Origin of the sequence: Ruegeria sp. HKCCA4008 (assembly GCF_013033125.1) — a bacterium.
GTDB lineage: Bacteria > Pseudomonadota > Alphaproteobacteria > Rhodobacterales > Rhodobacteraceae > Ruegeria.
The window spans coordinates 200,192-219,658 of the sequence record NZ_WQDM01000007.1; the positions used below are offsets into that span (position 1 = coordinate 200,192).

Sequence of the window (19,467 nt, forward strand, 5' to 3'; positions counted from 1 at the left end):
CATTGCCGCCCTTTGGACTAGTCACCAGATTGGAATGTGCAGGCTTGCCGGTTTTTCGGCAAGTCTGCACAAGACCTAAGACGCGCAAAGTTGGGTCGCAAAACGACACACGCGCCCGGTCACCCCGTCAGCTTGATTTCGAGATCGCCCGCAGCATCCAAGCTGCCTGCTCATGAAATGCCGAACGTTCGGTCGCCAGATCTTCGGTCACGACGTCTTTGCGGCTGCCTGCAAGCTCGGTCAGGGCGTGCAGGCGGTGCGCCACCCGCTCGTGATCGGCGGCCAGATCTTCGATCATGTCGGCGGCGGACAGGTCCCCTTCGCGATCTTTGATGGCCGAGAAATCGAGGATGTCGGACATACGCGAGGGTGCCAGATGACCCAGCGCGCGGATGCGTTCCGCGATCTCATCAGCGGCGGCGAACATGTTTTCGTACTGTTCTTCGGTCAGCTTGTGAATCGAATAGAACAGCGGGCCTTCCACGTTCCAGTGATACGCATGTGTCTTGAAGGTCAGCCGGTAGGTGTCGGCCAGAACATCAGCCAGACCCTTGGCCAAGGGCGCGGTGTCGCGCACGCCAGTGGAAACGGGGTTTTCGTTCGGGACAACGTTCAATGCGTCGGTCATGACAACTCCTTTTTTCTACTGGGGAAGAAACGCCCAAAGGCGGATTTGGTTCCACTTTCGGCGGAAAAATCAGGTGACGGTGGGCATCCCGCCATCAGCCGAATAGTCGACTGACACCCGCAGCAAGGTCGGAACGGCGACGCCGGCTGCCGCCTGCAGCGCAGGAGCAAGTTTGCTGTGACTTTCGATATCGTGGTAGACCCAGCCAAAGGATCGGGCCAGTGACTCCCAATCGGGGTTGCCGAAGGAAAACTCGCGCGCACCTGGCTGTTTTTCGTCGATCAGACCATAGCCGTTGTCTTCCCAGATCAGAACGGTAATGGGCACGCACAACCGGGCCGCCGTCTCCATCTCCTGAACGTTCATCAGGAAGTCCCCATCACCGCAAACGGCGATCACCCGACCCTCGTCCAACAGACGGGCCGCCTCGATCGCTCCGGGCAGCGCAACGCCCATACCGGCGAGGCCGTTCGGAATAATGATTTGACCCGCCCGGCGTGCTTGAACCTTGCTGGCGACCCAAAGCTTGTGCAGGCCCACGCCAGACAACAGAACGTCGCTTTCGCGAAGCGTTTCGGAAATCGCCTGACATATGTCCGACGGCGCGGCACAAGCGGCATCGGTAGCTGTTGATCCACCTTCCAGCGAGGCGTCAATCCTCCGCTGAAGATCTTTGAACCAGCTTTGCGGGGGACGTTCGGCCGTGGCCTTCGCCAGAACGTCGATGCAGTGCGGGAGGTCGCCAGTCAGAGCGGCCTTTACCGGCCAGTCTACATCAACAGTCGAGGCCACGTCCGAGATCTCGAGAACCGGCTTCTTACCGCCCATCGAAATGTTCGAGGGTGGATATTCAACCGGGTCAAACCCGATGGCGATGATCAGGTCGCACAGGTCGAAGGCTTCAGACGCCAATTCTTTGCCCGGTTGACCGATCGAATGCAACGAGAGCGGGTGCCCCGGAGGCAAAACGCCTTTGGCCATGAATGTCGTGACGACCGGGGCAAAAAGGCTTTCTGCAAGTGCCCGAACGTCGCTTGCGGTGCCAGATCGGATGACCCCGTGCCCTGCAAGGATCAAGGGCTTTTTCGCCTCGGCCAGCAGGCGCGCGGAACGGATGACCGCATCGGCCGCCGGTCGCACCTCGGCTGGGGGCGGCGCCACGAAAGGTTCGGCCAGAATCGGGACCTCGGCCAGATCTTCGGGCACGGAAAGATGGACGGCTCCGGGTTTGTCGAGCTTGCTCAATCGCACGGCCTCGGCCACGACTTGGGGGATTTCATCCGCAACCATCAGCGTTCGGCTCAACTTGGTGACTGGCGCGAAGAGTGCTTCGAGATCGATGATCTGATGGCTTTCGCGACCCAGACTGGACCGCGCACCCTGTCCCGTGAGGGCGATCAGCGGCACATGGTCAAGCGTGGCGTCCGCCACACCGGTGACAAGGTTGGTCGCCCCAGGTCCAAGTGTCGAGAGGCATACCGCGGGGTTCCCTGTCAATCGACCGTGAACCGATGCCATGAACGCCGCCGACTGCTCGTGCCGGCACAGGACGAAGTCGATGCTCGACTTGTCGAATGCGGCGATCAGATCGGTTGTTTCCTCACCCGGAACACCGAATGCACAGGTCACGCCGTTGGCTTCCAGGCAGGCAATCAGCAATTCGGCGGCGGTTTGGGTATGGATGGTATCTTTCATAGGGCTTTGAACCTCGGGGTACTGTTTCAGGGAGTGCGGATGCGCGGGGGCTTACCCACGGATCAGCCGCAAGATCAGCGAACCGATGAACAGGACCAGAAAGATCACGAAAAGGATCTGCGCGATACCGGCCGAGGCCGACGCGATGCCGCCAAACCCGAAGATGCCAGCAACGATAGCAAGTGCGAAAAAGATCAGCGCCCAGGACAACATGGGATTTCCTTTCATTTCTGTGGCTACTGACGGGTCAACGCTTGGAACCCCAGATTGGTTCCGGGTCATTTCGGTGGAACCTTTGGCGAGCGCCCGCGTTGGGTCGATGAAAGGAGATCTGACATGACACAGAAAACGGCGAAAAAGGCCCCTCAGGACACTCCGCATGCGGAAATGGCGGCGCGGATCGACGAAGTGGCCAAGGAGGCCAAATCAGCCTTGGAAGATGGCGTAACCGCAACGCGCGACACGTTGAAAACGGCGCGCGACGAGGCGCAAAAGCAGCTGACGCACACATCCGAGAAGGGCGCCGCATTCGTGCGCGAGAACCCGGGTTTGGCTATGGTCGGAGCGTTGGGCGCGGGTGTCCTGCTGGGCCTCGCGTTGCGCAAAGCGGACCGCGGTTAGAACACGCGATACTTTGCGACCGATATGGGCATCGAGTACGTATTGCCGGCCATGCTCGGCTTGGGTTTGGCCGGTCTACTGATCTGGTTCTTCATCAGGAATCGTTGACAGCGCTATTCTTCACTGCCATGCCAACCAACCCGCCATCCCAACGACCCAAAGCGCCTCAGTCGCGCTTTGGGTCTTCTTCTATTTCGGGTTTGATCTGGGCATAGGCCAGCATCGTGAAGACAGCGGTTCCTCCGATGATGTTGCCGGCCAGAACGGGCAGGAAAAAGCTGAAAACGGCTGCGCCTGGTGGCAACTGCCCCTGAAGCATCAGAACCGCCATTTCCACCGATCCGGCAACGACGTGGGTAAAGTCACCGGCCGCAATCATCCAGGTGAAGATTACGATGACCAGCACCTCGTTGTTCTGTGCCGAAGGCAGCATCCAAACGATCGCCGCAATCAGGATCCCCGCCGGTATTCCGCGCAGAAAGCCAACCCAGGCGCCCATGCCGGTGGCGTGGTGGCTCAGGTCGTTGATGACCGCGACGAGTTGGGGCGACAACACTGGCGTATAGATCAGGAAGGCAGATATCGCAAACGCCCCCAGCACATTGGCACCCAGAACGATTGCCCACAGCCTCGCGGTTTTGGTGAAGCACGCGACGGACGGATTTATCATGGCTGGAACGACGGTCGTAATCGTGTTCTCGGTGAATAGCTGCATCCGCCCCAGGATGACTAAGACAAAGCCGAGGGAATAACCCAGGTTCTCGATCAGAAAGCGCCCGTTGGTTTCGGGCAGATGTGCCCGCAAGATCGCTTCGCCCAGCACCGAAAAGCTGATCAGCACTCCAGCGGCAATCCCGGACCAGAACAACGCTTTGGTCGGGCGGTCCAGTTCCTCCTCACCGTTTTGGCGGATGGTCTCGAATATCAGGCGCGGAGACAGGCCGGACGCTTCTTCGACCGCTTCGCGCTCGCTCTCTTTCTCGACAAGATCTTTTCGCGGCGCTTCGTTTTTATCGGACATTTTGACCCCATGTATCGACCTTCAAACCCAACGTTCTGCCGGTCGTTTTGGTTCCGTCAGCCACAAAGTTCCGCAAACCTTCTGAAAGAACTGGGATCACGCCCAGATCTTTGTCGGGAACTTTCGGCCACCTATCGCGTTGTTTCCTCGTAGGAACAACGACACGTAATTCGAAAGGAACTTCGGTATGGTGGAAGTATATGGCATTGGCGGTCTGATCGTCCTGGTTTTGTCGATCTGGGCCATAATCTCGATCATCGGTTCGTCTGCGACGACCGGTGCGAAAATCCTGTGGGTCCTTTTCGTTCTGTTGCTTCCGGTCATCGGATTCATCTGCTGGCTGATCTTTGGCCCGAAGGCCGCGCGCAGCGCGATCTGATCAGTTCGGAAATTGTCAGTACAAAAAGAAAGCGCGGCATCGGCCGCGCTTTTTTGGTTCAATGGTCTTGGGCCACAATGCGCCCTGCGCCGGCTCACCCAGGATCTGAACCGACCTTCAAGCCGTTCCCACTGAAATCAATGGCTGCGATCTTGCGGGCAAGATCTGCGGCCGTGAAAGGCCGTATCAGAGCCGCGCATTCAAATTGCGCTTGCACCTCGGGGGACGGGTCCAGCAGCAACAGTGCACTGCCGCGGTCAACCAACAGCCGCGCGACGGCGTCGAATGACGTCTCACTTCTGCGATAGCTCAGAACGCTCAGGGCCGGGGCGAATTCGGGATCCTGCCAGAAATGCCCGCCAGCGTGCAGCTCGCGGATATGGACAATTCGATCGGGCGAAACTCCGGGGATGGCGTCACTGATGTCCGCTGCTTCGATAAAGTTTTCCGTAACAATCAAAACATCTGCTACGCTGCGGGAAGAGGCTTTCATCAATACCATCCTGAAATCTGTTCGATGCCACCGTAGGGCAATCCCGCAGCGCCGCAATAAACTATGACACAGCAACGAAAAATTTCTCTGATCGCATGTGCGGACTGTCCGCTGAGGCAGATGGATGTCTTCCTGCCGTTCTCGGGAGACGACCTGCGGTTCATGCAGGGGTTCAAAACCGGCGAGATGCAGGCCGAACCCGGAACGCAACTGTTCATTGAGGGCGCGAAATCCGCGCATCTGTTCACGGTTCTGAGCGGGATGGGCGTTCGTTACAAAACGTTGGAAAACGGTCGTAGGCAGGTCATCGGTTTTGTGCTTCCCGGCGATCTGGTCGGGTTGCAAGCTGGGGTCATGGGCGAGATGCGGCACTCGGTCGAAGCGACAACCGCGATGCGGCTGTGCGTTTTCAATCGCTCGCGGCTGTTCGAGTTATATCAGAACCAGCCTGATCGCGCCTTTGACCTGACATTCCTGGCCGCCGTCGAAGAGCATTTTCTGGGCGACGCCCTGACAACAGTCGGCCAGCGCGGCGCGATCGAGAAGATCGCGTGGAGCCTGCACCGCTTCTACACAAGGTCGCAGGCTGTCGGATTGGCCAAAGGCTTGCAGTGTCCGCTGCCCTACCGGCAGCAGGATCTTGCGGATGCGTTGGGCTTGTCGCTGGTTCACACGAACAAGACCCTGCGCCGGCTGAAGGATCTCGGTCTGGCCGAATGGTCCAACAATGTGCTGCAGATTAACGATCTTGAGGGTCTAGCCGAGCTTGGCTTGGTCGAAATCACCGAAGCCGTTCCGCGCCCGCTGATCTAAACGTGGCGGATGGACAGGAATTAAAGAACCGCCGACCGAAAAATCGGCCGACGGCTTGATCACATGCTTTGCGACTGAGGAGCCGTTTTACGACCCTTCGTAGGCCGGCATATCCTTCAGCATCTCCTTGTCAGCGTGAACGAAGGCATAGGTGTTGTCACCATTGACTTCACGCATCAGCGACACGCGCGAGAAATCGATCAGAACATCCTTTTCCCCCAAGCCGAGGAACCCGCCAACGCCGATCACGGCCCCATCTACCGATCCGTCCATGTCGACGACGACCTCTTCGATCTCGCCGATCCACTCTTGCGAGACGTCATAGACGCGCATGCCGGTCAGATCTTCGGCCGGGATGGTGCCTTGGGCAACGGGGACATAACCCTTGATGTCGATGGTGGTTGGGTCAACCGCATCGGCCATCTGACCGGCTTTTTCGCTGATGTACTCACCGGTTGCTTCGGCTGCTTGGTCGACGTCTTTCGCCGTGTTCTGCGCAGCGTTCTTGATATCCTGCGCGGTATTGGACAGCGCATCACCGGCTGCCTCGGCTGCCTCTTCCAGGTTCTTGCCGACTTCTTCGACATTCGAGCTTTCTGCATAGGCCGATGCCGACATCACCAGAACGATCGAAGTTGTGGTCAGAAAACGTTTCATAGCTCACTCCTTTGGTCTGTTCTGACCGCGTTTCCCGCGGTCTTGTTGAACAAACGAATGACGCCGCGACTTGTTCCCAGAAAAATGCAAAAATATTTGTTTTAAAAAGAAAAAACCGCGCATCTGCGCGGTATGACAAGCCGTGGCCAGACCCTCAGACCGGGTGCAGAGGATCGGAAGATCTGGACAGAACCATGTAGTGTTCATCGTCGGGAATATTGCGTAACTCAGCGAACGGAAAACTCAGGATATCTGGTCGCCCGTCGATCAAGAGAAACCGCAGAGCCTTGGTGTTTGGGTCGAGCTCAATATCCATAAACCTTCCCAACTCACCAGTCGCGTCAAACACGGGGTTGCCCTGCAACTTCGCAAACCATCGGAAGTTGCTTCCGGGTGGCGTGGGCTGGGGGCGTTGGCGGAGAGCGTGATTCAGGATCGCCCCCATCACAACCGGCGCAATCGCGTTGCCGAACGGCCCTACGACCAGGGGCGGCAGGCCTTTAATGTCCACTGCGAGGGGATCTTCTCCTCCTTCCCGTTGTCGAAGATGATTCACTTGGTGTTGGGATAACGCGCACACTACCTCGCTTGCACCAAGTTCGAGCGTATCGGCGGTGAACGCCACCGGGTCATTCCCTCCGGCCACGCTCAGATTGACTAAGACGTACTCCAACTCGGTCTGCCCAGCGCGAATGGCGATATCGGAAACGCGACCAATTGCGTGGTCGGTTCCAGCTGGGACAACGGGCGTGTTGATGAGGTCAGACAGTTTCATGGCGCTCGTGATTACCTGTTGGGGTCGATCTTGGGAGTCTGTGGGGCGCCATTGACTTGATGCCACCCCACGCGATGTGCGAATCCACCTTTGGGCTACATGTCCTTCATCAGGCGATCCACGATTTCCCGAACGTCTTCTTTCGAATCTCCGTATTTCTTTTGGATGATGCCTTCCAGTTGCTCGCGATCGCCGCGGGCTTGCTCGATCTCATCATCGGTCAAATCGCCGAAACGCTCGATCAGCTTGCCTTTGAATTCGGTCCAGCGTCCAAGAATTTGGTTCCTGTTCATCGTAAATTCCTTTCGATTTCTTCGTCGCTGTCAGTGAAACGCGCCAAACGCGAGCTGGTTCCGGGCGGCGGCGTTTTTTCTGCAACTGACACCGTGCAAGGGTGATCTGACGGTATCCGAACTGGGTCCACCGTGGCGTTCGAACCGGTCTTGGGAACAATCTCGCCGGCCATGCGTTGGGTGACCGAGACCTCAACACAGGAGATCGAAGCATGCCACGTCGAACTGAGACCACGGAGAAAGCAAAAGCCCATGCCCAGGATCTGGCCGGCAAGGTCAAGGACACCGTGACCGCCGAGGCCTCGGCCCGGGCCGAATCCCTGAAGGACAGCGCAGCGCAGGAGGTTGAGAGCGCCGCTCATGCAGCCGACGCAGCTGCCGATGCATTTCCCGACCAATCGGTGCAGCATCAGGTCTTGTCGAGGATTGCGGACAACATGGAAGCTGTGGCTGGGCAAGTCCGTTCTGCCGACTTGGCCATTATGAGCCGAAAGGTGTCTGATTTCGCCCGCGAAAACCCGCTGTTGTTCGTCGGATCGGCTGCCTTGGCCGGGTTTGCTGCGGCCCGTTTCCTGAGCGCGCGCAATACGGGCGCGGCCCAATCCGCATCTTTTGGTGCAGATCCTTGGGATATTGATCCGTCGCTGCTGCATGGTACCTCGGTCGATATCTCGGGCCACACCAGCGCGTTGACGCGAATGAATGGTGGCCGCGATGCATAACCCCAACGATCTGCGATCTGCACCGGGGCTTTTGGCAAACGCGCTCAAACATCTGTCGGGTTTGCTTCAGGCTGAGGTAAAGCTTGCCAAGGAGGAGTTGTCCCGAAACCTGACGCGAGCGGGCTTAGGGCTGGCTTGCCTTGGCGTTGCTCTGATCCTTTTGATGATCGCACTGAACCTCATGGCGACATCCCTGGTCGCGTATTTCGCCGCCAATGGTTTTTCGGTGGGTATGGCCTCGTTGCTCGTTGGCGCGGGCTTAGCACTGGTTGCTGGGTGCCTGGCGCTTTTTGGCCGGTCCCGCTTGTCCGCCACCGCGCTGGTCCCCGAGCAAGCCATGAAAAACCTGCAGCGCGACATCGAAGCGATGAAGGAGTCGACCCATGTCTGACCTGACACCTCTTGAAACGCAGATCGCATACGAACGCAGCGCTCTTGCACGCTCGCTGAATGCTCTGTCGGATACGCTGGCACCGCCGCGCCTGGCAGACGAGGCGAAATCGACGCTCGAAGCCTATGGCGGGCAGATCGGTGCGCAACTCTGGTCCTCGGCTCAAAAAAACCCGGCCGCCTTTGCTCTGCTCGGTGCAGGAGCAGCCCTTTTGGTTGCGGGTCCAGGGTCTGGCTCAAAAAGCACCCAATCCCCGCGCCAGGCCGTACCTCCGCAGCAGGCCTTCGACGGCTTTGATCGGCGTGTCGCCGACGCCGACAGCCGCATGAAACAGGAGATGACCGGAATGACTGAACACAGCCAATCTGCCAGCGTGCTGTCCGCCGCCTTGGATCGTGGTCTGGACAAGCTCTCACCCCAGGCCCGTGCCCGTGTGATCGAAGCGCGCAAGGCCGCAATCGGTGCGCAGCAAGCGGTCGAGAAGCGTGCGCGGAAGGCGACGAAGGCCTCGCAGACCTTCGTCCATGATCAGCCGCTGGCGGCCGGCGCATTGGCGCTGGGCGTAGGTATTCTGGCTGGTGCTCTGCTGCCCAACACTCGCAAGGAGGACGAGCTGCTGGGCCATCGGCGCGATCAGCTGATGCGACAGGCCCAAAGGGTTTTGAACGAAGAACTGGACAAGCTGCATGCTGCGGCAAGTGTACGGCTGGATGAGGCGGCTGATCGGGCCTCTCACGCTTTGCGCAGTCAGTGAAGCGCGCCCATGCCCACTGCTTTCAGCTCTCCATCGGCCTTGCGTGCGATGATGGCGATCCTGACCGGGATCGCCGTCATCACCGCTTTGTACCTGGCCCGGTCGATCGTCGCGCCGATCACCTTTGCGTTGGTTTTGGGGGTCGTGGTCGCCCCGCTTGCCGACAAGCTTGAGAAGGTCGGTTGCCCACGAGTGATATCTGCCTCGGCACTGCTATTCGTGACCAGCACCGTCATCGTCGCGGCGTTCCTTCTGCTTGAACCATTGCTGTCCACGCTGGTCGAACAGTTGCCCGCAATCAAACGCGAGTTGCGCTCTTGGGTCGCCGCGATGTCCGAGTTCATTCGGGGTATCGAAACGCTTGGACGCGAGATCGAAGAAACCGTCGGCGCCGATGGGGCAGCGGAAACGGAGTCCGCCCTTCCGTCGGTGATGGATGCTTTGTGGCTGGCGCCCAATTTTGGATCAAAGATCCTGATTTTCATCGGCACGCTGTTCTTTTTCGTTTTGACCCGACCCGAGCTCTATGCCGCAGCCGGCCCGTTGACAGAGCGGCTGTATCTGGCTGACCGCGCGGTCTATCGCTATTTCGCTGCCGTGACGTTAGTCAATATCGGCCTTGGGACTGTTACGGCTGTGGCCTTGGGGCTGATCGGCATCAATGACGCCGTAATCTGGGGGGTGGCCGCCGGCCTTCTGAATTTTGTGCTGTATCTCGGCCCGCTGATGATCCTGACCGGCCTTCTGATCGCCGGTTTAACCCAGTTCGGTGGAGCCGCGGCCCTGTTGCCCCCCCTGATTTTCCTGGCGATCAATCTTTCTGAAGCACAATTCGTAACACCCGCCTTCGTCGGCCAACGTCTGCAGGTGAACCCGTTGGTCGTGTTCATTGCCATCATCTTTGGGCTTTGGCTGTGGGGGCCGGTCGGCGCCATCGTCGCACTGCCGATCCTGCTGTGGTTCGGCGTATTGATGCACCCCAAGGTCATGAGCCCGGTCGCGACCACCTAAACGATGTTTTCAGTTACCCCCGGAAGCGGTTGCCGCATGTCGCGCGCAACGTCGGCGTCATGCGGAACCAGGAAGCCGCTGCGCGCTTCGGGGCGCCGCACGCCGTTGGCCTGTACCTCTCGCCCCCACCACGCGAACATGGCATCTGTCTCGATCGGTTTGCTCAGATCATCCGAGAACCACCAATGGTCCACTAGGGCCTGCCGCAGAACCGCGATCCGCTGCCGGTCGGTGACCCGAAGGGCGACTTCTGTGTCCCACCGCAAAGACCGTCCGTTCAGGTTGGCGGACCCGACCAAAGCATGATGGTCATCCACCACCAGAACTTTGTTGTGAACGTGAATGATCGGAGACCCGCTCAAAACCTCGACGCTGGCATCGGCCCCGCTGGCGGCAATCGGCTGGACCGGGGTCGAAAGCGATACACGGTCTTGGAACCCCTGCTGGATGATCTCCAGGCATTTGGCTTGAAGGTCCAACCCGAATTGCGCGTCCAATCCGTCATGCCCGCCAAAGGCCACTTCCTCGGGCAAGGCTGGTAAAACAAGTACCAGTTTCAGATCCTGCTTGGAATGGCCCGCCTCAGCCAAGGCCTCGGCTAGCCGGGTTGATCTGAAATACTGGGTCTCGATGTGCAGAAGTTGCCGCGCGGCTTGAAAGGCGGCGATGTGCTCATCCTCGATCTCATGCGCGATGGTCTTTGGCGACAGCCGCCAGAATGCAAACCGGCGCGGGCTGGACAGGGTGCGGCGCAGGTGGGTTGCCTGTGGGGCCGGTTGTCCGGTTGCGATTTCATGTTCGAACCGGTCGATATGGCGTGCGGCCTCGGCGGCCTCGGGTCCGCGGACCAGCAATTGAACGTCTGACCAGGTGTTTTTGGCCAGACGATCGTGATCCGGTGTGTCAAAGCGCCTTTCGTTCAAGTCCAATCCGCCGAGGTAGCAGACCTCATTGTCGATCACGGCGACTTTCTGATGGTGCGACACGGTGTGAAGCCGGGGCAGCGTGTCCGACCCCAGCCGTACCGCCTGCCGTTTGCGTCGTTCGCGGGACAGCTCCTGCATTCGCTGCGCCTTTTTACGCAGAACCGCGGGCAACAGCGTGGCCCAAGGCAATGCGCCGGCCTGCGCGGGGTGCATGGACACGCGAACGGTCAAGCGCGAGGCGATTTCTGGACCCAGGATTTCCGCCAGCGCAACCGCCTGCCGTTTCGTGCGCCAGCTCAGCTCGTGCAACTCGGTCGCGAAGATCGGATCGAAATCGCTGATGACCAAATGAAACGTTACACCCTTGCGAATGACATGCTCGATCAGGTCAAACCAGGTTTCCCCAATCTGGCGCGCCTGATCGCTGCGCAGCCGTGTCATGAAATCGAATATCCGAAAACTTGCCTTGATCTGGTGCCGGGCCTCAAGAACCGCTTTTTCCAAGGCGGGCCAGGCATGCGCGGCCGTAATCAGGACCTCAAAGTCATTCTGCTGCGGCACGGGCATCACCGCCTCTCTCATCCGCAATGGTCTGAGGTTCGCTATCGCCTTCTACTTCGGCGATATCGAACGTTACCTCATACACATAATGCGATGACGTCTCGGTTATGGTTTCGGAACCGTCCAATTGGCGGAGGAAGGCCTGCATCAGCCGTTGACCGATCCCGCCGCTGTGGAACAGATCCGCACCGTCGTCCGACTGCCCGCGCGTGTTGGAGATTTTCAGGTGCAGGGTGCTCTCCTCGGGTCGGGTCAATTCCACCGAAATTGTCGGCGGTCCGTCCTGCGGAACGCCTACGTATTTGACCGCGTTCGTCAGCGCCTCGGCCACCAGCATCGACAGCGTGACGGCCTGATCCTGCCCCAGTTCGACCGGCGCGATCCGGCAGTCAACCTCGACCACCTGACCCAGAATTGGCGGTCGATGCGCCAGTTCGGCGACCAAATGCCCGATCAGAGCCTCGGTGTTGATCGTCGTCATCTGCGAGTTTTGGTTCAAGGTCTGGTGCACCATGGCCAGACCGCGAACCCGCCGCTGCAACTGTTCCAGCAAGCGCCGGGCCTCGGGGGTTTCGGCCTTGCGCAAATGCATGTTCATGATCGAAGCGATCAGTTGCAGGTTGTTTTTGACGCGATGGTGCACCTCGCGCAACAACAGCGTTTTTTCGACAAGATCGCGTTCGTGCTGCGCCTCAGCCTCGCGGATCAACAAGACCATGCGGTTGAATGCAGTCTGGATTTGCTGGAACTCCTGCGGCGCGCCTGCAAGGCTTTCAATCGGGTCGCGCTCGCCCAACGCGAAACGACGCACGGCCGAACGCAAGCTGTCGAGATGCCGGATCACCAATCGATGCAGGCCCCACAAGGCAACTCCCAGACCGGTCACCCACATCAGGATCGGAAAAGCAATGGTCAGGGCAGTGCTGCCTGCACCGACAGAGGCCAGCGCCGCCTCGCGTGGCCAACTGCCAATCACGGCGACTTCGCCCGGAATGATGCTGGCAACTGCAAAAACCCGATCCTCTCCGTCGGCCGTTTTAGCCGAAAATGTTTTGCCGGAACTGGACAGAACCAACAGGTTTTCTTTCGCGGGCGGTAGGAATGGTTTGACCTCATCCAAGCCCACATTTGATGACAGCACTTCTCCAGTCGCGTCGAACAGGGCGATGACCACGTCACTACCAATGTTGCCAACATCCAAGGGCGTGCGCGCCAGCGCATGAGGTATCGAGATGGAGACGAACCCCATAAGCTCGGTCCTGTTCATGACCGGCTGGGTTACGATGATCACTGATTGCCCTGTCGCCGCCCCGGCACGACTGACAGAAAAAGTAAGCTGCGGATTTTCCGAGATCTGCCCGAAACCGGGTGCGTCCGACAAATCGATGTCTTTCTCGACGGTTGAGCAAGCCATGACACCGTTCGGCTGGATAAACCCGGCAAATACAAACTCGGGCTGCCGTTCGACGAACCGGCGCATAAGGTCCGAGCAAGCGGCTTTGTCCATACCTACAGCCGAAAGCGCGGCGGTAAGTCCCGAACTGGCACCAACAGCTTTTTGCAGAAGCTCCCGTTCCCGGGTGGCAGCTTCGATCGTGCGCGCCAAAACCGAGGCCTGAGATCTTTCGTCGGCTTCGGTAATCACAGCGCGTGTCTGCAATACCGCAATCAGCCCCAAAGGCAAAAGCGCCAAGGTGACCAGCGCGGCAAGATAGACGGTTAGGCTGCGCGGTTTCGCATCCATCGATCGTCAGGCCGCCGGTTGCGTCTGAACGATCGCCGCCGTCACCGTATCGGTCAATTCGATGGGTTCGTCATCTTCCAAATCCATCAGTTCGGCCAGTTGCGCGCGGGCACGGTTCACCCGGCTTTTGATCGTTCCAAGAGCGACGCCGCACATCTCGGCTGCTTCCTCATAGGAAAACCCTTGTGCACCGACCAGCACCAAGGCTTCGCGCTGTTCATCCGTCAGTTGGTCAAATGCAACAGCAAAATCCTTTAACGCCAACCGTCCGTCATGGTCGGGCTTTTGCGACAGGCTTTCGGCCATCGCGCCATCCACATCCTCGACCTCACGTTTGCGCTTGCGGCGCAGCGAAAAATAGGTGTTCCGGACGATGGTGAACAACCACGCCCGCATGTTGGTGCCTTCCTGAAACGAGTCGATATTGCTCCATGCCTTGATCAATGCGTCCTGCACGATGTCATCGGCCGTGGCCCCGTTTCGGCATAGGCTGATCGCAAAGGCACGCATCGCACCAATATGTTCGACAAGCTCTTCTCGCGGATCAACCATCCGAGCCTCCCGTGTCACCGCTTTTGGGAACACTGGTCTGATTGCGCAGTTTTTCAAGAAGATCGACGAACCGATCCGGAACCGGTTCGTTGGCTACCTCATCGAAAGCCCGCTTGAGGTTTTCGTCGATCCTTTGCTCTATTTCTTGCCGATGGCTTCGGCTTGGCTGTGGTTTTGTCATGGCATCATCAAAAATTTTTTACTTTTGCTGGAACCATAACGCCCCAGTATGCGTTTGGTTCCCGAGTTTAGAGAAAAAAATGAGGAAAACATAGATGACCGAGCTGACCGGAGTTTCCGTCGCAGATCAAATTGGCCCGCTCTTGCCGTTTCTGCGCCGTTATGCCCGTGCCCTCACCGGCTCACAGGACAGTGGCGACGCCTACGCCGCAGCATCGCTTGAGGCGATCCTTGCAGATCCCGCCCAGTTCGATGCCGATCTCGCGCCGCGGGTCGCGCTGTTTCGTGTGTTTCACAGCATCTGGTCAACATCGGGAATGCCCGTTGACGCAGATGGCCACAGCTCTGACATCCAAACGCGCGCCCACGCCCAGTTGGCACGCCTGACGCCCAATACGCGCGAGGCCTTGCTGCTGCGCACGGTCGAAGAGTTCTCGGTCAGCGATATCGCCGCAATCATGCAGATAGAACCTGCCGAGGCTCAGAAGCTGATCGATATCGCCTACGAGGAAATGGCCCGCCACACTTCTGGGCGCATTTTGATCATCGAAGACGAGGCAATCATCGCGATGGATCTTGAAACTATGGTGACCGACCTGGGCCACCGGGTCACAGGGGTCGCACGCACCGAGACGGCCGCCATCGAACTGGCCGAGCGCGAGCCGTTCGACCTGATCCTGTCGGACATCCAACTGGCGGACAAATCCAGTGGAATCGATGCAGTGAACCGCATCATTGCCCAGCACGGCGATTGTCCCGTCATTTTCATTACCGCATTCCCCGAGCGCCTTCTGACGGGCAAAGGGCCCGAACCGGCCTTTTTGATTTCCAAACCCTACACCGAAGAACAGGTCAAATCGGCCGTCAGCCAGGCCATGTTCTTTGCCTCTAGCGCCGTGATCGAGGTCTGACGCGGCAGGGGCCGCGCTGCAAGACACGAAAACTCAGGCGATGAGACACGACGAGGAACACCATGGAAAACGAGATTGCACAGACCGCAGAGACCGTGACGAACACCGTTTGGGCCGAACTGTCGCAAGTTCTGAATACCGAGCTTTATGACGGGAAATCGCTGAGCGACCTGTTGACGCTCGAGGCCCTTCTTGGCCTCGTCGCGAACACGATCGCCGCGCTGATCCTTCTGGTTCTCGGGCTTGTGATTTCAAGATATGTCAGCCGGAAGATCCGGGGCGTCGGTGAAAAATCGGAACGCCTGGACGACACGCTGTTCAACTTTCTGGGCAATCTGGCGCGCTATACGATCCTGGCGTTTACCGCGCTGTTCATTCTGAACACGTTCGGGGTGCAGACGACGTCGATCATCGCGTTGATAGGTGCCGCGGGTTTGGCCATTGGTCTTGCCCTGCAAGGTACATTGTCCAACGTTGCAGCCGGCGTGATGATCATCCTGTTCCGGCCGCTCAAGATCGGCGATTTCGTTGACGTGAATGGCGTGCTCGGAACCGTAAAAGATATCACCCTGAATTACACCGAAATTGCGGATATGGGGAACGTCAAGGTTATCGTTCCCAACGCCGAGGTGTGGGGAAACACCATCAAGAACTATTCCGTCTACGAGACCCGTCGTGCCGAGTGGACGTTCGGCGTTGGATACGGCGTCAACTTGGCGGAGGCCGAGCGCGTCATTCGCGAGACGATCATGTCGGACGCCCGTTCGCAGGCAGATCCCGAACCGTTCATCCAGGTGAACAACCTTGGCAGCAGCAGCGTCGATTTTCTTGTCCGCGTTTGGTGCAAGACTTCGGACTACTTCCAGTACCAGGCAGACATGAAGCGCAAAGTCAAAGAGGCGCTGGACGACGCCGATATCAATATTCCGTTTCCAACCCGCACGCTGCTGATCGAAGACGTCGAGAGACGGCAAGAGAAGGCGATCGCGGCAGAGTAACCTTGACTGTTGACCCCAGGTGCCTGAAGCCAGCACTCTTCAGGCAAAATTAGGGGTTTGAGCAACGGAGGTGCGGTCATCGGGCTGAGTCGCCAAAATGATTGCCGCGACTGAAACGCCAAAATGAGTTGGCCTGATCCTCCCCCAATGAACTGGTCCGCCATTATGCTTGGGAAAACCGAAGATCAGCATGGCAACGAAGAGACACAAGCCAGAGGAGATTGTCACGAATAGTAATCCTTGGGCTAGAACCCGAGCGGCAGTACCTGTCTTGGTAGGCCCAGAGCTGGTCAATATGATCCTAATCAGTCTTTTCACGCTCAGACTCCGGCTGGCTCGAAGCTCAAACATGCAATTAAGTCCACTTGGCATCCCAGGGCAGGCAAACGGTCGTGCCAACCTTCTTACCTATCTCGATGCCTGTCTGGTCGAAGCGACGCATGAACTCAGCGCCCGACTCGTCTTGTCTCCGTTGCAAAGTGACAGTTTCCTCTGAATCCGAAACGCTCACTATGGCACGATGAACGTCCTCTTTTAGATTGGGGGGCCAGCCGTTTTCGGTCGAAATTGGGTTCCCGTGCTTGTCAAAGAACTCGCCCTGAGTGACGACGACATTGAACTGGTTTCCTGCGTCCTTTTCCAGTTTTTCCACCCTGCTACGAACACTCATTTTGAAGCCTCCAAAGCTGCTATTCGTTTCTCTAGTTCCGTCGTTTCCAGAACCCGCCTGTATTGCTCAATAAGCCCCATGACCGTCGCTCCCTCCAAAGGTGTCACGTCACCCTGAGAAACGGCTTGTAGCACCGCCTGTGCGGCCTCTGAGGCGTCGGCAGCGGATCTGATGGGGGGAAGGTCAAAACTGACCGGTGCGTCCTTTCTGGTGGGCGCAATCCGCTCCAGACAAAGACGGAGGGCCGTGCTGTCACCCTCAAGCGCCAACTCAACCGCTTTTTGCGTGATTGCCTCCGATTGCCCCTCAAGCAGTTCCTCTACTGCCCGAGTGACCCGGTTTCGGGTTCCTCTGGGCTTGCCGGGATTACCAGTCGCAAAGGTTCCATCCGGGTTTCGTTCGTCCGTATTAGTTCCGTTTTTTCGGCTGGGTTCATCCGTCATTGCTCATGCCTCGATGTGGTTGGTTTTTTGGTGATTTCTGGGGCAAAGCCCCTTTTGACCGGAAGCGGTCAACATAAGTAATAGATAAACCCCTCCCCCCTGCATCAGGACACCTCCTTGGCAACTAGAAGCGAACGGACGTTGGGCGCATCTGGGCGAGAGCACACCAGTTGATACGACCGAGGATGGTTACCGGCGGAGTATTCCTTTGCGATGCCCAAAAGGCCCGCAGAGCGCAGTGTTTGAATGGCAGCCCTGAAGCGGCGGCGGCCAAGGTTGGTGTGCCCCGACTTGGTCATGGCAGCATGATCGAGTGGGAATATCTGGCCGGGAATATGCCCGTGGTTGGATTGAAGAACTACAAATAGGCCGATTGCGTCATAAGAATTGTCAAAAGTGGACAACCTGTCCAACGCTGTTCGGTTGACACGAAATTCACTGTCGCGGCCTTGGTACACTTTGCCCTCCAATCGCTTGGTCCAGGCCCAATCGGCAATTTTGCGAAGTTCAGAATCTGGCATTGTGGCCGGATCCTCGCACTCGTCGTCCCGAATGAATGCAAGGTTGCAGAACAACTCGTCGAGCGTTTCAACGGCCTCCACCATTTTAATGGCGGCTAGGCTTAGCTCACGGTTGCGGTTGCCTTTAGTAATGGCTCCGGCGCGGAATTGTACCTCGCTGGTTTCTAGTGAAATCGTAGGCAAATCATTCTTGCCCAAAGCACCGGCTAGTGGTTGGTATTCGCCGCCATCTGGTCGGACAGAGTACGGCCCGACGACATAGCTGCTGGCACCGCGCTTCACATCTACAGGATAACCTTGAGCGCGCAGGTTAGGCACTTTACCGCCAGCACCCTTAAAATACAGATGCACGCCACGCGGGGTCGAAACTTGGACCGGAGACATCCCAAAGCGCGCCTCCATGTCTGTTAGCAAAGATGGGTTGTTTTCGTCGCAATCGACTACTGCCAGCCCATCAAGGCGAACCCCATAGCAGGAACTGCCCTTGCCGTACATCGGTCCAAGCACGCGCTTGAGGGACAGGCGTGTTGGGTCGGTTAAACCGAGAAGGGGCGACTTCCCATCGATGCCACCTCCGAGCGGCAACAAGCTGTGGCCAAGCGATTGAAGGCGGGCCATCTCCTCAACCGGCACACAGCCCGATTGGGCGTTGAGCGCTTTATGATATCCCATCTAAGCAGCCTCCGCCTTGTTGAGCGCGGCTATGAACTCTGGCAGCAACTCAGCCCGGAACGACACGCCCTGTTTGCTAGGGCGCATCTCACCATCTTCAGAGACGAAATAGACACGGATATTGATGAGGTCATGCCCCTGAAAGTCATTCCGGCTGACACGGTATTCCTCGTGGTTGTTCTTGGGGATCTGGGTGATGAGGGCCATTAGCGGCCCTCCCCGTAGTACAGCGTTGCGACGATGCGTGCAGCAGAGTCCGAGAGGCCATGCTTGCGGCGAAATGTGTGGATCTGAAGGTCGCGGGTTTTCATGCCGCTAACTCCTGACCGCCAATACGGGTCACGCTGTCCAAAAGGTTGTAAACGCCAAACCGGCTGCGTCCGGCCTTTGGGTCATTGTAGAACCATATCGTCTTAATGTTTGGGCCCTGTTCATCTCGTAGACCCATGACGAAGTGGCTCAAACTGCAGGGCGATGCGCAGTGAACCGGGCCGTCAATCAACGAATCCAGCATGCGGCGCTTTTTCTTACTTACCCAGATGTTGCGGGTTTCACTTGACTCACCGGTTACCCGGTACTCAGCCGGTTCGGTGTCTGGCGAAAGGTCACGCCATGCGGTAACCCACAATGCGTTTCTTACGAGTAGTTCGGGGGTTTTGGTATTCATGCTCAATTCCTCAAGCTTGCGCTTTAGGTCAGAACACGTTGCATTTCTTGCAGTCATAGCCACCGACTTACAAACGAAATGCCGCGTGCCAATGTTTGACCCATGGCGCGGGTTTCGATTTAAGCAGCGACCTCTTTTGATTTCTCGTCAAACCAGCGGTCTAACTCGTTGTATTCCAAACGAGTTGCGCCACCGATTTTGACAAACTTAAGAGCCCCCGTCTTCATCTCTGCATACAGTGTTGCGCGGGACATGCCGGTGTAGGCAACTGCGCCAATGATATCCGTGGCGCGCGGCCTAACGGTGATTTGAGTTGAGCCTCCCCCACTGAACTGGTCCACCGTTATGTTTAGGAAACGGAGGACCACG

General features: G+C 58.0%; 27 protein-coding genes. 9 read left to right on the forward strand and 18 right to left on the reverse strand.

Annotation, left to right across the window (positions count from 1 at the left end; genetic code table 11):
- Positions 1 to 127: 127 nt before the first annotated feature.
- From GOW60_RS15955 to GOW60_RS15965, 3 genes are all read right to left on the reverse strand, one after another.
- Positions 128 to 628, reverse strand: a complete 501-nt coding sequence (locus tag GOW60_RS15955; protein WP_170360286.1) for a Dps family protein — start codon at positions 626 to 628, stop codon at positions 128 to 130.
- A 69-nt stretch (positions 629 to 697) separates the two neighbouring features.
- Positions 698 to 2,323: an acetolactate synthase large subunit gene (locus tag GOW60_RS15960; RefSeq protein WP_171230032.1), complete on the reverse strand. Its 1,626-nt coding sequence runs from the start codon at positions 2,321 to 2,323 to the stop codon at positions 698 to 700.
- 51 nt (positions 2,324 to 2,374) lie between these two features.
- Positions 2,375 to 2,536, reverse strand: a complete 162-nt coding sequence (locus tag GOW60_RS15965) for a DUF1328 domain-containing protein (RefSeq protein WP_093961673.1) — start codon at positions 2,534 to 2,536, stop codon at positions 2,375 to 2,377.
- Positions 2,537 to 2,659: 123 nt separating this feature from the next.
- Here GOW60_RS15965 and GOW60_RS15970 point away from each other — a divergent pair, with 123 nt between their 5' ends.
- Complete coding sequence (locus GOW60_RS15970) at positions 2,660 to 2,944, forward strand: hypothetical protein (protein ID WP_171230033.1); 285 nt, start codon at positions 2,660 to 2,662, stop codon at positions 2,942 to 2,944.
- Between the two features lie 166 nt (positions 2,945 to 3,110).
- Here the strand turns inward: GOW60_RS15970 and GOW60_RS15975 are convergent, their stop codons facing one another.
- Positions 3,111 to 3,965 (reverse strand): formate/nitrite transporter family protein, encoded by an 855-nt coding sequence (locus GOW60_RS15975; RefSeq protein WP_171230034.1) that lies wholly within the window; start codon positions 3,963 to 3,965, stop codon positions 3,111 to 3,113.
- A gap of 187 nt (positions 3,966 to 4,152) precedes the next feature.
- On the opposite strand from GOW60_RS15975, the gene GOW60_RS15980 reads away from it, so the two are divergent.
- Complete coding sequence (locus GOW60_RS15980) at positions 4,153 to 4,344, forward strand: PLD nuclease N-terminal domain-containing protein (protein ID WP_093961670.1); 192 nt, start codon at positions 4,153 to 4,155, stop codon at positions 4,342 to 4,344.
- A 94-nt stretch (positions 4,345 to 4,438) separates the two neighbouring features.
- On the opposite strand, the gene GOW60_RS15985 is transcribed toward GOW60_RS15980, so the two are convergent.
- Positions 4,439 to 4,837 carry a hypothetical protein gene (locus GOW60_RS15985; RefSeq protein ID WP_171230035.1) on the reverse strand — a complete coding sequence of 133 codons (399 nt, stop codon included), beginning with the start codon at positions 4,835 to 4,837 and terminating at the stop codon, positions 4,439 to 4,441.
- 63 nt (positions 4,838 to 4,900) lie between these two features.
- Between GOW60_RS15985 and GOW60_RS15990 the strand changes: the two genes are divergently transcribed.
- Positions 4,901 to 5,650 (forward strand): Crp/Fnr family transcriptional regulator, encoded by a 750-nt coding sequence (locus GOW60_RS15990; protein WP_171230036.1) that lies wholly within the window; start codon positions 4,901 to 4,903, stop codon positions 5,648 to 5,650.
- 87 nt (positions 5,651 to 5,737) lie between these two features.
- On the opposite strand, the gene GOW60_RS15995 is transcribed toward GOW60_RS15990, so the two are convergent.
- From GOW60_RS15995 to GOW60_RS16005, 3 genes are all read right to left on the reverse strand, one after another.
- A complete protein-coding gene (locus GOW60_RS15995; protein ID WP_171230037.1) occupies positions 5,738 to 6,307 on the reverse strand; it encodes a PRC-barrel domain-containing protein in 570 nt (189 codons plus the stop codon).
- Between the two features lie 154 nt (positions 6,308 to 6,461).
- Positions 6,462 to 7,082, reverse strand: coding sequence for a PRC-barrel domain-containing protein (locus tag GOW60_RS16000; protein ID WP_171230038.1), 621 nt, complete (start codon positions 7,080 to 7,082; stop codon positions 6,462 to 6,464).
- Positions 7,083 to 7,177: 95 nt separating this feature from the next.
- On the reverse strand, positions 7,178 to 7,375 hold the full coding sequence (locus tag GOW60_RS16005) for a CsbD family protein (protein ID WP_171230039.1): 198 nt from the start codon (positions 7,373 to 7,375) through the stop codon (positions 7,178 to 7,180).
- Positions 7,376 to 7,587: 212 nt separating this feature from the next.
- Here GOW60_RS16005 and GOW60_RS16010 point away from each other — a divergent pair, with 212 nt between their 5' ends.
- From GOW60_RS16010 to GOW60_RS16025, 4 genes are read left to right on the forward strand one after another with little or no spacing between them, the layout of a single operon-like run.
- Entirely contained in the window at positions 7,588 to 8,097 is a 510-nt protein-coding gene (locus GOW60_RS16010) for a hypothetical protein (RefSeq protein ID WP_171230040.1), read from the forward strand.
- Positions 8,090 to 8,488 carry a phage holin family protein gene (locus GOW60_RS16015; RefSeq protein WP_171230041.1) on the forward strand — a complete coding sequence of 133 codons (399 nt, stop codon included), beginning with the start codon at positions 8,090 to 8,092 and terminating at the stop codon, positions 8,486 to 8,488. Before GOW60_RS16010 ends, GOW60_RS16015 begins: the two co-directional genes overlap by 8 nt.
- Positions 8,481 to 9,242, forward strand: a complete 762-nt coding sequence (locus GOW60_RS16020) for a DUF883 family protein (protein WP_171230042.1) — start codon at positions 8,481 to 8,483, stop codon at positions 9,240 to 9,242. Before GOW60_RS16015 ends, GOW60_RS16020 begins: the two co-directional genes overlap by 8 nt.
- Before the next feature lie 9 nt (positions 9,243 to 9,251).
- Positions 9,252 to 10,253 carry an AI-2E family transporter gene (locus tag GOW60_RS16025; protein ID WP_171230043.1) on the forward strand — a complete coding sequence of 334 codons (1,002 nt, stop codon included), beginning with the start codon at positions 9,252 to 9,254 and terminating at the stop codon, positions 10,251 to 10,253.
- Here GOW60_RS16025 and GOW60_RS16030 read toward each other — a convergent pair.
- From GOW60_RS16030 to GOW60_RS16045, 4 genes are read right to left on the reverse strand one after another with little or no spacing between them, the layout of a single operon-like run.
- The gene (locus GOW60_RS16030; RefSeq protein WP_171230044.1) at positions 10,250 to 11,746 is read right to left on the reverse strand and encodes a phospholipase D-like domain-containing protein; all 1,497 of its coding nucleotides are present in this window, start codon (positions 11,744 to 11,746) and stop codon (positions 10,250 to 10,252) included. The two genes, GOW60_RS16025 and GOW60_RS16030, sit on opposite strands and share 4 nt — an antisense overlap.
- A complete protein-coding gene (locus GOW60_RS16035) occupies positions 11,724 to 13,484 on the reverse strand; it encodes a sensor histidine kinase (RefSeq protein ID WP_171230045.1) in 1,761 nt (586 codons plus the stop codon). Before GOW60_RS16035 ends, GOW60_RS16030 begins: the two co-directional genes overlap by 23 nt.
- Positions 13,485 to 13,490: 6 nt before the next feature.
- A complete protein-coding gene (locus GOW60_RS16040; protein ID WP_171230046.1) occupies positions 13,491 to 14,036 on the reverse strand; it encodes an RNA polymerase sigma factor in 546 nt (181 codons plus the stop codon).
- Positions 14,029 to 14,217, reverse strand: a complete 189-nt coding sequence (locus GOW60_RS16045; protein ID WP_170452416.1) for a NepR family anti-sigma factor — start codon at positions 14,215 to 14,217, stop codon at positions 14,029 to 14,031. Before GOW60_RS16045 ends, GOW60_RS16040 begins: the two co-directional genes overlap by 8 nt.
- Positions 14,218 to 14,311: 94 nt before the next feature.
- On the opposite strand from GOW60_RS16045, the gene GOW60_RS16050 reads away from it, so the two are divergent.
- Both GOW60_RS16050 and GOW60_RS16055 read left to right on the forward strand, forming a co-directional pair.
- Positions 14,312 to 15,127, forward strand: coding sequence for a response regulator (locus GOW60_RS16050; protein ID WP_171116889.1), 816 nt, complete (start codon positions 14,312 to 14,314; stop codon positions 15,125 to 15,127).
- A 62-nt stretch (positions 15,128 to 15,189) separates the two neighbouring features.
- A complete protein-coding gene (locus GOW60_RS16055) occupies positions 15,190 to 16,125 on the forward strand; it encodes a mechanosensitive ion channel family protein (RefSeq protein ID WP_171230047.1) in 936 nt (311 codons plus the stop codon).
- 355 nt (positions 16,126 to 16,480) lie between these two features.
- On the opposite strand, the gene GOW60_RS16060 is transcribed toward GOW60_RS16055, so the two are convergent.
- From GOW60_RS16060 to GOW60_RS16085, 6 genes are all read right to left on the reverse strand, one after another.
- Complete coding sequence (locus tag GOW60_RS16060; RefSeq protein ID WP_171230048.1) at positions 16,481 to 16,795, reverse strand: hypothetical protein; 315 nt, start codon at positions 16,793 to 16,795, stop codon at positions 16,481 to 16,483.
- Positions 16,792 to 17,238, reverse strand: coding sequence for a DUF5681 domain-containing protein (locus GOW60_RS16065; protein WP_171230049.1), 447 nt, complete (start codon positions 17,236 to 17,238; stop codon positions 16,792 to 16,794). The genes GOW60_RS16060 and GOW60_RS16065 overlap by 4 nt, the downstream gene beginning before the upstream one ends.
- A 104-nt stretch (positions 17,239 to 17,342) precedes the next feature.
- The gene (locus GOW60_RS16070; RefSeq protein WP_171230050.1) at positions 17,343 to 18,431 is read right to left on the reverse strand and encodes a bifunctional DNA primase/polymerase; all 1,089 of its coding nucleotides are present in this window, start codon (positions 18,429 to 18,431) and stop codon (positions 17,343 to 17,345) included.
- Positions 18,432 to 18,638 carry a transcriptional coactivator p15/PC4 family protein gene (locus tag GOW60_RS16075; RefSeq protein ID WP_171230051.1) on the reverse strand — a complete coding sequence of 69 codons (207 nt, stop codon included), beginning with the start codon at positions 18,636 to 18,638 and terminating at the stop codon, positions 18,432 to 18,434.
- 100 nt (positions 18,639 to 18,738) lie between these two features.
- On the reverse strand, positions 18,739 to 19,098 hold the full coding sequence (locus GOW60_RS16080) for a hypothetical protein (RefSeq protein ID WP_171230052.1): 360 nt from the start codon (positions 19,096 to 19,098) through the stop codon (positions 18,739 to 18,741).
- A 119-nt stretch (positions 19,099 to 19,217) separates the two neighbouring features.
- Positions 19,218 to 19,467, reverse strand: a 250-nt coding sequence (locus GOW60_RS16085; RefSeq protein ID WP_217355588.1) for a helix-turn-helix domain-containing protein, incomplete at its 5' end; no start/stop codon positions are given.